Source organism: Psychrobacter sp. HD31 (assembly GCF_051097895.1).
In the GTDB taxonomy this organism is placed as follows: domain Bacteria; phylum Pseudomonadota; class Gammaproteobacteria; order Pseudomonadales; family Moraxellaceae; genus Psychrobacter.
Window position 1 is genome coordinate 413,811 of record NZ_CP142525.1, and the last position, 13,621, is coordinate 427,431.

A 13,621-nucleotide genomic window follows, 5' to 3' on the forward strand; every position below is an offset into this window, starting at 1 on the left:
GTGCTACTGTTAGGTTAATGATTGAATGAAGCGACTTTTTAACATTCTTACCTTTTTATTTTTGACGCTCATAATGATTGGCTTCAACGCCCAGGCGTATTCGGCAATTGATGTTTACCAGTTTGAATCGGCAGAACAACAATTACAATATCAAGCATTAATTGAAGAGTTGCGTTGCCCAAAGTGTCAAAATCAAAATCTTGCAAGCTCTAACTCACCAATATCACAAGATTTAAAACGTAAAACTTATGAGCTAGTCATACAAGGTAAATCTGATATACAAATTCGTGACTATATGAAATCCCGATATGGCGATTTTATCAGTTATAAACCGCCAGTGCGACCAAGCACCTACTTACTTTGGTACTTGCCACCGATTTTGTTGATTTTAGCATTGGGTATTTGGTTTTGGTCAGTTCGGTTAAAATCGGCTAATAATAAAAACGCTAATAACGTGGTTGATCAGCCATCAGCATTAAATATAACAGAAAAACAGCAGCTGACAGAAATACTCAATAAATATGATAAGCCAGATGGAAGTTAAACATCATGATAAGCACTGAATTTTGGTTTTTTGTGGGTTGTATTTTAATCAGTGTATTAGTGGCATTGGTTATTATGTTGCCCTGGCTTAAACGCAATCGCTGTAATGATGACAACCAATTAATGGCGATTAACGTAAAAAACTTTAAATCACGGCTTTTAGAGCTAGAAAAAGATGTCAGTGAGGGGTTGATACAACAAAACCAATATCATCATCAAAAAACAGAGTTAGAGCGGCAGCTTTTGCAAGCAGCCACTGTTGATAAGCTGATAAAACCGGTTAACAATAGCAGTAAAATAGTATTTTTAGTATCATTACCATTATTATCTATTGGCATCTATTTATTGATTAATAATAGCAATAAAAACTTGTTTGATTTATGGCAAGCACAGCACAAATATCACCAAATTGCAGATGATTTGTTAACAGATAAAATAGGCACACCACCTGCTGGCAGTTTAAATAGTCGTGAGGATATGCAAGCACTAGTGGCTGTGATGCAGACCAATGTATACCAAAATGCTTATGATGGTACGCGTTGGTTAAAACTTGCCGAGCTATTTTCTGCCATTGATGCGACAGACTCCTCTTCTTTGGCAATGGCAAGAGCATATAGGGTTGAACCAAATAATGTGGCGGTTGCAAGCCAATATGCCCAAGCATTATTTTTTTCTAATAGTGGTCGGTTAACTCCACAAATAAGAGGCATAATCAATGATATATTGCAAAAAGATGCAAAAAATCAAACCGCACAAATGATGCTGATAATGGGAGAGGCATCGGCAGCAAACTATAATGAAGCTCTTAAATGGGCAAATCATTTAAGGCAACAGATTAACAACCAACCATTGAATACAGCAGACAAATTAAACGCTTTAAATAGCGTTGATACACTCATAACAGAGCTTGAATACAAACAACAAACCTCAATCAATCCTTAAATTATTTTTGGGGTTAAAAAGATAATTTTCACTTGTGATTTAACCATAATAACGGTATGGTATAAAATCACGCTTTAATTTTAGTCCATAGGGAAAACAAATATATGAAACGTATTATTTTATTAGGTGCGCCAGGTGCTGGCAAAGGAACCCAAGCACAGTTTATTTCGCAAGAGTTTGGCATTCCGCAAATTTCTACTGGTGATATGCTGCGTGCTGCAATTAAAGAAGGTTCTGAACTGGGCAAACAAGCTGAAACGGTTATTAACGCTGGTGGACTGGTATCAGATGATTTGATTATCAATTTGGTTAAAGAGCGTATCAGCCAGCCAGACTGTGCAAATGGCTGCATTTTTGATGGTTTCCCTCGTACAATCCCTCAAGCTCAAGCACTTGCCGATGCTGGTGTTGCGATTAATGATGTAGTAGAAATCAGCGTACCAGATGATGAGATTGTATCGCGTATTACAGGTCGCCGTAGCCACCCAGCTTCTGGTCGTGTTTATCATATTAAATACAACCCACCAAAAGTTGAAGGCAAAGATGATGAAACAGGTGAGCCATTAGTGCAACGTGATGATGACACCGAAGAAGTGGTACGTGAACGTTTAGATACTTATCATAAATTGACAGCAACTTTAGTAGACTTTTATCAAAAACTGGCTAAAGAAGGTGGCGATGCGCCAACGTATCATCAATTTGATGGTACGCAAGATATCACTACCGTTAAAGGACAAGTGCTTACTGCGTTAAAAGGCTAATCTAGTAGACTAGAATTCATTCTGTTTATAATAAACAGAGCGAATAAAAAACCGAGTTTATTTAAAACTCGGTTTTTTGTTTATAGGGGCTTTTGTGTAAAAAATTAAGCTTGTTGTTCTTCAGCGGCTTCTTGTTGATTTTGTAAAAATACTTGATCAAAGTTAACCGGTTGTAATAGTAATTGTGGGAAGCTACCACGGCTAACGATGTCACTGATTACTTCGCGTGCGTATGGGAACAACACGTTAGGGCAGTATGCGCCAAGCAAATGCGGTAGTTGATCTTCTGGAATGTTGCTAAGTAAAAAGATACCGGCTTGATGTACTTCTGCGATAAAAGCAGTTTCATCGGCGTTTTTAGCGTTAACAGTAACGGTTAAAATCACTTGATGATGTGTGTCATCTAGTTTTTCGGCACTTGAAGATAAACTGATATCTAAATCTGGATTCCATTCTTTTGTAAATACACCTGCACCAGGTACTTCTAGTGACATATCTTTTGTGTAAATGCGTTCTAGTGCCAGTTGTGGTTGGTTTTGTTCTTCGGCCATGGTTGTCTCCTAAAAAATTAATGTAAATAAAATTAGTTTGCTAGCATGTCATCTAGCTTACCTTCTTGGTTAAGTTTGTTTAAATCATCAAACCCACCAATAAAAGTATCACCAATAAAAATTTGTGGTACGGTACGGTAATTGTTGGTTTTCTTCATAAGTTCGGCACGTTCTTCACCACTAAGTGACATCATGCCAATTTCGGTATATTCAACACCCTTTGATGTTAAAAGTTGCTTGGCGTTATTACAATAGGGGCAAACTGGTGTGCTGTATAAAGTTACTTCTACTGTCATTATTTTTCCTCGTCTTTATTGTATTGTTTAAGTATGTATTTAACACATATTAAGTATGTGGGGATGTATATTTAAAAAACAATAGTGCTGATTAATCCTATATAAAAAAGCCTTGCTGGTGTCGCAAGGCTTTTAAAATTATCTATTTTTTTTCCGTTTTTTGTTTGCTGTGTCTTTTTCTGTACCGACTAATGGCATGCCTGCAGACTCCCAGCCAGAAATCCCGCCTTCTAGGCGGTAGGCTTCTTCTTTTGCAAGTAGCTGTACTGCTGCACCGGCTTGTATGCCCATGTCGCAAACGATAACAATTGGGCTTTCTATGGCACGTAGCTCATCGATACGGTCACGCAGCGTAGTAAAGGGTACATTACGGCTACCTTGAATATGACCTTTTGCAAATTTTTTTGCATCTCTGATATCAATAATTTGAGCATTTTGTTGGTTGACTAATGTACCAAGTGCACTGGCTGCAATTTTTTTACCGCTACGACGGTTTTCTATCATAAAAAATAAAATTGCAAGTAGTGTTAATAAACCAAATAAAAATGGATGGTTACCCATGAATTCAAAAAAACGTGCCAAAACGACCTCCGAGGATATAAAAACTAGCGCTATTATACCGATTATCAATAAAAAATGCTTGCTGTTATCATACAGTTATCAGATACAGCGTAATCTATATAGGCAGGTAAAGCTTCTTTCAAGCTAAATACCTGCTTTTTTTGTTAAATACTCATCACCAACTTGAGCAAGGCGTAGGGTATTGGTTGTGCCTGCAATGCCAAATGGGACGCCGGCAGTAACCACAACCCAATCACCATTGTTACCATAACCACGGTTTTCAACGGTTTCAATCGCAGCCGTCATAATATCTTTCAGTTTTTTCTCTTCTGTCATCTCTCGGGCATCAATACCCCAATAAAGCTGTAAACGTCTTGCCAAATTGATGTCGGGGGTCATGGCGATTAAGGGTGTTAAAACGCGCTCACGGCTAACTCGGGTAGCTGTACCGCCAGACGTTGTAAAACAAGCGATTGCACAAATCGGCATTGCATTAACAATGGCTTTAACACCATGTGAAATGGCGGTTTCTGATGTTTTATCTGGGTGGTCATCTTGCGGCGTATTCATTTTAATTTGATAGCGGTGATCTTTTTCGGATTCAATAATCATGCGGTTCATAAAAGAGACTGCCTCAATTGGATATTTACCAACGGCGGTTTCTCCTGATAGCATGACAGCATCAGCGCCACCACTAATTGCCGCATCGACATCGGTTGCTTCGGCGCGGGTAGCAACAGGGCTTTCAATCATTGATTCTAGCATTTGTGTAGCAACAATAATGGGTTTGCCCAATTTGCGTACTTGTTGGATAACAGATTTTTGAATTGACGGTAGTTTTTCTGGAGGAAACTCAACACCCAAATCGCCTCGAGCAAGCATAATGGCATCACTTGCGTTGATGATGTTATCTAAATCATCAATGGCAGAGGGTTTTTCTATTTTTGCTAAAATAGCGGCTTTATCGCCAACAATTGTGCGTAGATATGCCATATCACTTGCTTGTTGTACAAATGATAAAGCCACATAGTCGATGTCTTGCATTAGCCCAAACTTTAAATCTTCCTCATCTTTTTTAGTTAAAACAGGCACATCTAAAATGGTGTCAGGCATATTTAAGCCTTTGTTATTAGAAATCGCTCGCCCATAAATATGTTTGCTTTCAATACGCTTGCCATCATTTTTAATAATTTCAAAACAAGCGCGAGCATCATCAATCAGTAGCCTGTCACCAACATTTGCAGAACTAAACACTTCAGGGTGAGGTAAATAAACACGTGTGTTGTTGCCGAGAGACTCATCGTTATCAAATATAAAGTTTTGACCTTGTTCTAGCATGATTTTTTCATGTTCAAACCGTCCAATTCTAAATTTAGGACCTTGTAAATCCATTAAAATGGCAATAGGGTGGTTTAACTCTTCTTCAATTTGTCGGATGGTTTGTATGTTTTGTTGATGTACTGCGTGTGAACCGTGGCTAAAATTTAAACGAAACATATCCACGCCTGCTTCAAATAAGGCATGAACCATTTGCTTGCTGCTACTGGCAGGACCTAGTGTTGCAACAATCTTTGCAAAGCGTTTACGAGGCTTGAGTGGGGTTGGCATAAAATCTCCTTATTTTTCCTGTTATTAAAATCGTGTTTTATAACGCCTTAATTAAAGATTATACGCTGATAATATGACGATTAAATTTAACAAAAGTAGCGTTAGCCAATACGGTTTAAATAAAAAGATTTATCTAATAATGCTTTGTGTTGGCCTCTTGTTGTAACGTTATTAAGTTGTCTACACGGCGCTTAAGTACATTGCCATCGGCAACGGCTTTTTGAATGGCACAACCTTTTGTATTAGGCGTGTGTTGACAGTCTCTAAATTTGCATAGATTTGCTAATGGCGCAAGCTCAGTAAAGCCTTCAATAATATCATTAGGAGTAAGGTGCCAAATGCCGTATTCTCTTATCCCGGGTGTATCTACAATTCCGCCATGCTCTAATAGGTAATCACTATCCTTAAAGGGGAGTAAACGGCTCGTGGTGGTTGTGTGCTGTCCAAGCTGAGAGTTTTCTGAAATGACATTAACATCTTGTGAAGATTTTGGTAGTAATGCGTTAATTAAACTACTTTTACCAACACCTGATTGCCCAGCAAATACCACTAACTTATTTTGTATTTGTTGTGTTAGGGCATCTAGCCCTTGTTCTTTAGTACATGAGGTTAACACGGTTTTATATCCTAAAGCTTGGTATTGGTTTAGGATATCTTGTGTGTGTGCTAACTCTTTATTTGTTAATAGGTCTGACTTATTAAGTACGAGTAGTGGTTGTATGTTTGCATGATGCGCAACCACCAAATAACGATCAATTAAACTGGCTGCGGCAGCTGGTAGTGGCGCAAAAACAATTGCTAAAATATCGGTATTTGCAGCAACTGGTTTTAATTTGTGGTAGCGATCGGGACGATTAATCAATGAACTACGCTCGCCAATATATTCAATTCTACCAAGTCCAGTATTGGGGTCTGCTATCCATTTTACTTTGTCACCTGTGGCAATCATTGCTAGGTTAGTACGCGTGTGGCAACGCCATATATCACCCAGTTGTATTGGCTGCCAAAATGGTTCTGGTTCGCCTTCTTCAATGGTAGGTTTTACTGGCATTTGTAAGGGTAAGCCGGTGACTTGTACCTCTAACTGTTTACCGTAGTGTGCTATCACAACGCCATCAAGCAGTTGCTTGCTATCACAAGTATCTGTGGTTGCATTTTGTTTTTTGATGCGACGAAGTTGTTGTTTGGTAAGATTGCGTTGTCTTATTAACGCCATAAGGTAAAAGCCTGCATATTAATGAATGGTTTGTGCGTGTAAAAAATAACCACTAGTTTACCGTGAAAATTTGATAAGATATAGGGTTAAAGTAATTTATTTCGATTTTTAATCGCCATCAGCTCATAGCAAAAATTTAGGAAAAACGATGAACCAAAACGCTGCAAAAACAAAAATCAAGCATAAAGGTAAAAAAGGGCTGGTTTGGATAGACCTTGAAATGACGGGATTAAACACGAATAAAGATGAGATTATTGAAATTGCGACCATAGTAACAGATGACAATTTAAATATTTTGGCAGAAGGCCCTGTAATGGCAATTAAAGTTGCAGACACCGTGCTAAATGGTATGGATGAATGGAATACTAAGCAACATGGGCAGTCTGGGCTGATTGATAGAGTACGCCGTAGTACAGTTACTTTAGAACAGGCAGAGCAAGAGACCATTAAGTTTTTACAAAAATGGGTAGATGAAGGTAAGTCGCCTATGTGTGGTAATTCCATTTGCCAAGATAGACGTTTTCTAGCTCGTCAAATGCCAAAATTAGAAAAATATTTCCATTATCGTAATTTGGATGTGTCTTCTGTTAAAGAGTTGGCATTCCGCTGGCGACCTGATGTTTTATCAAGCTTTGAGAAAAAAGGCAGCCACTTAGCACTGGATGATATCCGTGATTCTATTAGAGAGTTAAAGCACTATCGAGCACACTTTTTTAATATGGGTGCCCAGTAAGCGTTAATTGACAAAACATGCAATAATTAATAAACCATCAATAAGTTTGATTTTGATATAATCGAACGGTGATTTTTTTACTTTTTTATATCCTATTAAACACATTAAAATAAATAACTATGCGTATCCGTAAACTATTTAAATTTGAAAATGCCCACATTGTGCGTAACTGTAGCTCTGACCGTTGCAAACGTTCTATCCATGGGCATAGCTATCAGGTTGAGCTTATTTTAGAAGCCCACCGACTTGACCATGGGCAAATGGTATATGACTTTGGTTTATTAAAATCGTCGATTAAAGATTTAATAGACAGCTTTGATCATGCCATTTGCTTTTGGGATAAAGACGACCCAAAGTACATAAAAATGTGCAAAGAGTTTAGCGCAAGGTGGATTAGCTTGCCTGTGTCGCCATCGGCAGAGCAATTTAGCCGTATTATCTTTTTTTGGGCAGATGCCATTTTAAAGCAAACCCAAATGCAAAATGGCGAGGCAGACGTTAAGGTATATTCTGTCATTGCGCACGAGACTGCAACAGGTTATGCTCAATGTTTTGCTGATGATGTAACCAATGAGCAAATGGGCAAATTAGCACTAGCAGATTTTACTTTTAGCGAGCAAATTAAAATCGAATGGAGCGACTCAGCCATGTACGATAAATTGATTGCTGGTGAGGCTTTCATTAATCCAGAAGTAGCGTTGCAGGTTAAAGTCTAATGAGTAAGGTTAGCATTGTATTAACCAGTGAAGAAGATACCCAAAAACTAGGCGAGCAATTAGCTAAGCTAAACATTAGCGGCTGTGTATTTTTATCGGGTGACTTAGGGGCAGGTAAAACTACATTAACCCGCTATTGGCTCAGAGCTCTAGGGCATAGTGGCGCTGTAAAAAGCCCAACTTATACGTTGGTAGAGCCGTATTCTATTGTAGAAGATAATAACCAAAATAAGCCTGTTTACCATGCCGATTTTTATCGTTTGCAAGACCCAGAAGAACTGTCTTTTATAGGATTTGATGAGTATTTAGAAGAAGACAAAGCTTTAGCAATTATTGAGTGGGCAAGTAAGGCAGACGGTTACTTGCCAGAGCCTGTTTTGCTTATAAACATAGCTAAGCAAGATGATGATAGCCGTATGGTGACAATCACCTTGACTAAAGCAACTGAAAAACTAAATAAAAACATAAATATTGATTTGCTAAAAAGCATTTAAACTAAAACATTCTATGAGCATCGCCACTTCTCGTATCCAAAAATTATCACCATTGCTAATTAATCAGCTAGCAGCAGGTGAGGTTGTCACTCGACCTGCTTCTGTTGTAAAAGAAGTGCTAGAAAACGCCATTGATGCTGCGGCAACTCAAATAGAAATACGCATTACCCAAGGCGGTATGGGCATTATAGAAATCAGTGACAATGGAGTAGGGATACACCCTGACGATATGCAAATGGCGGTTACTCGCCATGCAACTAGTAAAGTGGCGGATGTAGAAAGCCTGTACGGAATCAATACGCTTGGTTTTCGTGGTGAGGCATTGGCATCAATTGCGGCTGTTTCTCGGCTTAGCTTAACCAGCAGCCATGATGATAGTGGTGTTGGGCGCTGTTTAAATGTTGCAGGGGTTATTGATGGCAAAGTTGATATTGTGCCTTGTGTGTGCCAAAGAGGCACAACCGTAACGGTTAAAGATTTGTATTTTAATGTGCCTGCTCGCCGTGGTAACCTAAAAAATGTGGCGACTGAATATGCCCACATTGAGTCAGTTATTCGTCAAATTGCTCTTGCCTATGCTGATATTGACTTAACCCTATATCATGAGGGCAAAAAACGCTTAACGCTAAGCGCACAAGCCGATAAATCAAGCAAAGCACAGCATAACCGTTTACAGCAGGCATTGGCAATTGGATTACCAAAAAATGGATATCCGTTGGCAATAGATTTGTCTGGGCTGCTAAATAATTCTGTTCAAAGCCAATTAGTTAAACCAAAAATCGACGGTTGGATTTGGCTTGATGATAATTTACAACCCAATACCGACTTACCTAAATTGATTTATATTAATGGTAGGTTGGTTAAAAATGTTTCGATTAGTCAGCAAGTTAGGCAGGCGGTTAATAGTTTGGACATCGGCTTTCAAACGGTTGGCTATGCGTTGTTTTTTACTTTGCCAAATGAGTGGTGTAACTTAAACGTACACCCAAGCAAACAACGTATCAATATCCACGCGCTTACTAATATCAATGCATACCTTTATCAAGCAATTAGAGCCTTGTTGCAACCAAACATTGCAGCTATTAAAAAAAGTGCAAATAGTTTAAGCACAAGCATTGAAGAGTTGAAGGTCAGTCAAAATAACGAGAGTAGCAGCGATAAGTTGGACGTTGATGATGTTAACTATGCTACTTCAGCTAATTTAGTTAATTCAGGTTTAGACAAAACAACTCATGCTGTACATAGTCCGTCAGAAACTTATCAAGTGGGTGATGTTGCAGATTTGGCTTGTGATGATAAGCTAGAACAAATTGAGTTGGCATTAGATTTTATATCTGAAGCAAGATATGAAACTTTGTTGAATCAATTTTTAACATTAGATAATAATAAATGGTATAACCTTAAAGACGATGTTTTATCAAAGGATGATTCGGTTGATATCCAAATATCAAATAGCATTGATATTATGTCGATAAAAGTGCCAGAAGATACTGAGGTGAGCGGGCATTTATCAGGCGGTAGTGTTTCTGAATGGGCTTTGATTATTCTCATAGATAAAAAAACTTTGCAGATTGCCCATGCCACATATAAAGTTAGTAGATAGAATAATAAAATGCAAAAACTGAATATTACTCCCAATAGCGTTATTAGCCTAATGGCACCAACAGCCAGTGGTAAAACCGCTTTGGCGTATGAATTATATGACACAGGTCGCTACGAACTGATTTCGGTAGATTCGGCACTTATCTACCGTGATATGAATATTGGCACAGCAAAACCCACCATACAAGAGTTGCAAGATTACCCACATCATATTGTAGATATTATTGACCCGAATCAAACTTATAATGTGGCAGATTTTGTGCGCGATGTTGAGCGTTTGATAACGGACATTCACAATCGTGGCAAAATCCCATTGTTGGTTGGGGGTACAATGATGTACTACATGGCATTGTTTGATGGGCTATCAAGTGTGCCAGATAGTGACCCTATTATACGTACAGAAGTAGAACAGTGGCGTCAGGCAGAAGGCATCGAGGCCTTGCATCAATATCTGCATGGTATTGATGAACTAACGGCAAAACGCCTACACAGTACAGATACCCAACGTATTACGAGAGCTGTTGAGGTATATAAACAAACAGGCAAACCAATTAGTGAGTGGCAGGCACTGCCAAAACAAGCATTGGCACATAACCCACAACAAAATTGGATAGGATTAGGCGTTATGCCTGATAGACAATGGCTGCATGCAAGAATAGAGATGCGTTTAGAAATTATGTGGCAAAATGGATTTGTTCCAGAAGTGTTAGGTTTAATAAAAAAATATAATTTAACACAAACAATGCCTTCTATGCGTTGTGTGGATTATCGGCAGGTAATCGATTATTTATTAGCAGTCGATAAAATTTATGTAGAAAATGGCTTCTTACAGCTTAAAGAAGGTGTTGACGAAACATTTAATCCTTTTTCAAAAAAAAATCAGCGAAAAGAGTTAGTTGTCGTGGATGATGCTTGTCAAGATATGAAAAATAAGGCATTATATGCAACTAGGCAGCTGGCAAAGCGTCAAACCACATGGCTAAGAAAATTAAATAAACTTGCCAATAGTGATTTGGATAATCATAAAAGCTTGTCAATATTGTCTGCAAACAGTATCGAGAAAGTTAAACAACTGCTGATATAAAAAACAATAATGTAAGCTTTAGCAAGGCATTTGCCAAGCATGATTTATATTTTTCAGCCCGAAACAATTATAAATATAATAAATATTTTGCTTTAGGTTTTTATTATGGTGTCTATTAATTTTTATTTATATTAGTAATTCATAAAGTTACCCTTTTTTAGGTAGGAGACTCTTATGTCTAAAGGACAAACATTGCAAGACCCATTTTTAAATACATTGCGTAAAGATCGCATTCCTGTGTCAATTTTTTTGGTTAACGGTATAAAGCTGCAAGGACAAATCGAGTCTTTTGATCAGTATGTTATTTTATTAAAAAACACAGTGAGTCAAATGGTATATAAACATGCCATTTCTACTGTCGTACCTGCGCGCAATCCACGTGCTGCTGGAGGTGGCTCTATGCCTCAGTCATCAGGGTATCAAGGTGGCGACATGAGCGCAGGATTTGAACAACAAACCCCAGCAGCTGGCTTTACTCAAGAACGTCCTGGTTTTGGAAGCAACCCACGCACGGGTTTTGGTGGCAATCCAACTCAACGTAGCGGGGTAAATCAAGATCGCGGTGGATTCAGTCAGGATCGTGGTTTTGGACAAGAACGTGGCTTTGGGCAAGAGCGTGGTAGCTTTAGTAATAACCAAGGTTTTAAAGATCGAGGTGGGTTTGATGAAAGAGGCTTTGATGACGGTGCCGAAAAGCCAAATTTTGATGTTGATAATGGCAACGACTTTGGTAACAATTCATAACTGAATTAGCAATATTTAGATAAACAGTGAATCGCTAGATATGGTATAGTTTGTACCTAATTATGTAATAACTTGCCAAGTGTTTTCATTGTAGATTTTGCAGTTGTAAACTTTACATTATATCGTTTTAAACTTCCAACTGTTTTGTCATGGGCAGTGTTTGGGCGATATTAAAAAGGGTCTGTTATTACAGATCCTTTTTTTATTTAAAATGTAAACTAATAAATAGAGTAAAAAATGAATCAAGAAGTCAACATCGCTCCTAAACAATTAATTCAACATGCCAAACATGCAATAGAGACTGAAATCTCGGCATTAAAAATACTGTCAGAAGAAATTGATGAGCGGTTTGAAAACGCGTGTCAAACAATTCTTAATTGCCACGGTCGTGTGGTGATTACAGGCATGGGAAAGTCAGGTTTAGTTGGGCGTAAAATTGCAGCGACGTTTGCTTCTACAGGTACGCCATCATTTTTTATGCACCCAGGTGAAGCAGGACATGGCGATTTGGGGATGCTGGTTGCAGGAGACGTTTTGATTGCAATTTCTAACTCTGGTAATTCAGATGAAATTAATACACTTTTGCCAGTGGTTAAAAGGTTACAAATTCCGTTAATTAGTATCAGTCGTGATACTCGTGGTAGCCTGCCAAAGGCAGCAAATATTGCTTTAACTTTAGGCAAGTCCGAAGAAGCCTGCCCACTGGGATTGGCGCCAACCTCCAGCACAACGGCAACCTTGGCAATTGGTGATGCACTTGCAGTTGCACTTGTGTATGCCCGAGACTTTACTTCAGAAGACTTTGCGATGTCTCATCCTGCTGGGGCATTAGGTAAAAAGTTATTAACTAAAGTCGCCGATTTAATGCACACAGATGCTGAGAATTTACCACAAGTCAAAGAGTCTGAAACGCTTGAAGAAGCGCTATTTTCAATGACAGGTGGGCGTTTAGGCATGACAGTGATTGTTGATGATAATAAAAAAGTAAAAGGTATTTTTACTGATGGTGACTTACGTCGTGGGTTTAAAAATAACATTAACATGACAACTAAAATTGCCGATATTATGACCAAAAACCCTAAAACTGTGACTAAAAATATGCGTGCATCGGATGCCCTTACCGTAATGAACGAAAAAGGAGTCATGCAACTGCTAGTACTAACAGATGATGGCAAGTTAGATGGCGTAGTGAGCATGCATGATCTGGTGCAGGCAGGGGTTAAATAAGGAGATTTTAATGATGCACGATTTAATTAAAAAAGCAAAAAATGTAAAATTATTGGCATTAGATGTTGATGGCATTTTGTCTGACGGTAAAATTATTTATGATGCAAATGGTGTAGAAACAAAAGCGTTTTATGTGCAAGATGGCGTTGGTATTAAAGCATTGCAAGATAATGGTGTTGTCGTTGCAATTATTACAGGGCGCACTAGCCCAATGGTTGCAAAACGTGCACAAGAATTGAATATTACACACATAGTACAGGGGCGTGATGATAAAATTACCGCTCTAACCGAGCTTACAAAAGAGTTAGACTTATCGTTTGCTGATTGTGCTTATATGGGAGATGATTTACCTGATATAAAAGCTTTGCAAGCGGTTGGGTTCTCAGCCAGTGTGCCAAATGCACATCAAGAAGTTGTTAAATATGTTGATATGGTAACCACCAGATGTGGAGGCTATGGCGCAGTACGTGAAGTTGCCGATACCATTTTAAAAGGTATTGGTAAATATGAAGATTTTATTTGCCAATATGTATCTAAATAATT

Annotated in this window: 16 protein-coding genes; 11 read left to right on the forward strand and 5 right to left on the reverse strand. The window is 38.4% G+C overall.

Features of this window, described 5'->3' with window-relative positions; all coding sequences use genetic code 11:
• Positions 1 to 25: 25 nt before the first annotated feature.
• From VH441_RS01690 to adk, 3 genes are all read left to right on the forward strand, one after another.
• Positions 26 to 544, forward strand: a complete 519-nt coding sequence (locus tag VH441_RS01690) for a cytochrome c-type biogenesis protein (RefSeq protein WP_434353760.1) — start codon at positions 26 to 28, stop codon at positions 542 to 544.
• A 5-nt stretch (positions 545 to 549) separates the two neighbouring features.
• Positions 550 to 1,485: a c-type cytochrome biogenesis protein CcmI gene (ccmI, locus tag VH441_RS01695; RefSeq protein WP_434353761.1), complete on the forward strand. Its 936-nt coding sequence runs from the start codon at positions 550 to 552 to the stop codon at positions 1,483 to 1,485.
• Positions 1,486 to 1,589: 104 nt separating this feature from the next.
• Positions 1,590 to 2,246: an adenylate kinase gene (gene adk / locus VH441_RS01700; RefSeq protein WP_434353762.1), complete on the forward strand. Its 657-nt coding sequence runs from the start codon at positions 1,590 to 1,592 to the stop codon at positions 2,244 to 2,246.
• A 104-nt stretch (positions 2,247 to 2,350) separates the two neighbouring features.
• On the opposite strand, the gene secB is transcribed toward adk, so the two are convergent.
• From secB to rsgA, 5 genes are all read right to left on the reverse strand, one after another.
• Positions 2,351 to 2,797, reverse strand: a complete 447-nt coding sequence (gene secB, locus VH441_RS01705; RefSeq protein ID WP_434353763.1) for a protein-export chaperone SecB — start codon at positions 2,795 to 2,797, stop codon at positions 2,351 to 2,353.
• A 32-nt stretch (positions 2,798 to 2,829) separates the two neighbouring features.
• Positions 2,830 to 3,093 (reverse strand): glutaredoxin 3, encoded by a 264-nt coding sequence (gene grxC, locus VH441_RS01710; protein WP_434353764.1) that lies wholly within the window; start codon positions 3,091 to 3,093, stop codon positions 2,830 to 2,832.
• Between the two features lie 138 nt (positions 3,094 to 3,231).
• Positions 3,232 to 3,675, reverse strand: coding sequence for a rhodanese-like domain-containing protein (locus VH441_RS01715; protein ID WP_434353765.1), 444 nt, complete (start codon positions 3,673 to 3,675; stop codon positions 3,232 to 3,234).
• A 123-nt stretch (positions 3,676 to 3,798) separates the two neighbouring features.
• On the reverse strand, positions 3,799 to 5,262 hold the full coding sequence (gene pyk, locus VH441_RS01720) for a pyruvate kinase (RefSeq protein ID WP_434353766.1): 1,464 nt from the start codon (positions 5,260 to 5,262) through the stop codon (positions 3,799 to 3,801).
• Positions 5,263 to 5,395: 133 nt separating this feature from the next.
• The gene (gene rsgA / locus VH441_RS01725) at positions 5,396 to 6,478 is read right to left on the reverse strand and encodes a ribosome small subunit-dependent GTPase A (protein WP_434353767.1); all 1,083 of its coding nucleotides are present in this window, start codon (positions 6,476 to 6,478) and stop codon (positions 5,396 to 5,398) included.
• A 148-nt stretch (positions 6,479 to 6,626) separates the two neighbouring features.
• On the opposite strand from rsgA, the gene orn reads away from it, so the two are divergent.
• The 8 genes from orn (at position 6,627) to VH441_RS01765 (ending at position 13,619) form a co-directional block, all read left to right on the forward strand.
• Positions 6,627 to 7,211 (forward strand): oligoribonuclease, encoded by a 585-nt coding sequence (gene orn, locus VH441_RS01730; RefSeq protein ID WP_434353768.1) that lies wholly within the window; start codon positions 6,627 to 6,629, stop codon positions 7,209 to 7,211.
• A gap of 119 nt (positions 7,212 to 7,330) precedes the next feature.
• On the forward strand, positions 7,331 to 7,927 hold the full coding sequence (locus tag VH441_RS01735; RefSeq protein ID WP_434353769.1) for a 6-pyruvoyl trahydropterin synthase family protein: 597 nt from the start codon (positions 7,331 to 7,333) through the stop codon (positions 7,925 to 7,927).
• Positions 7,927 to 8,421, forward strand: coding sequence for a tRNA (adenosine(37)-N6)-threonylcarbamoyltransferase complex ATPase subunit type 1 TsaE (gene tsaE / locus VH441_RS01740; protein WP_434353770.1), 495 nt, complete (start codon positions 7,927 to 7,929; stop codon positions 8,419 to 8,421). Before VH441_RS01735 ends, tsaE begins: the two co-directional genes overlap by 1 nt.
• Positions 8,422 to 8,434: 13 nt before the next feature.
• On the forward strand, positions 8,435 to 10,024 hold the full coding sequence (mutL, locus tag VH441_RS01745; RefSeq protein ID WP_434353771.1) for a DNA mismatch repair endonuclease MutL: 1,590 nt from the start codon (positions 8,435 to 8,437) through the stop codon (positions 10,022 to 10,024).
• A gap of 9 nt (positions 10,025 to 10,033) precedes the next feature.
• Positions 10,034 to 11,107 carry a tRNA (adenosine(37)-N6)-dimethylallyltransferase MiaA gene (gene miaA, locus VH441_RS01750; protein ID WP_434353772.1) on the forward strand — a complete coding sequence of 358 codons (1,074 nt, stop codon included), beginning with the start codon at positions 10,034 to 10,036 and terminating at the stop codon, positions 11,105 to 11,107.
• 174 nt (positions 11,108 to 11,281) lie between these two features.
• A complete protein-coding gene (gene hfq / locus VH441_RS01755) occupies positions 11,282 to 11,851 on the forward strand; it encodes an RNA chaperone Hfq (RefSeq protein ID WP_434353773.1) in 570 nt (189 codons plus the stop codon).
• Between the two features lie 237 nt (positions 11,852 to 12,088).
• The gene (locus VH441_RS01760) at positions 12,089 to 13,078 is read left to right on the forward strand and encodes a KpsF/GutQ family sugar-phosphate isomerase (RefSeq protein WP_434353774.1); all 990 of its coding nucleotides are present in this window, start codon (positions 12,089 to 12,091) and stop codon (positions 13,076 to 13,078) included.
• Between the two features lie 13 nt (positions 13,079 to 13,091).
• Positions 13,092 to 13,619 carry a KdsC family phosphatase gene (locus VH441_RS01765; RefSeq protein ID WP_434354336.1) on the forward strand — a complete coding sequence of 176 codons (528 nt, stop codon included), beginning with the start codon at positions 13,092 to 13,094 and terminating at the stop codon, positions 13,617 to 13,619.
• Positions 13,620 to 13,621: the final 2 nt, after the last annotated feature.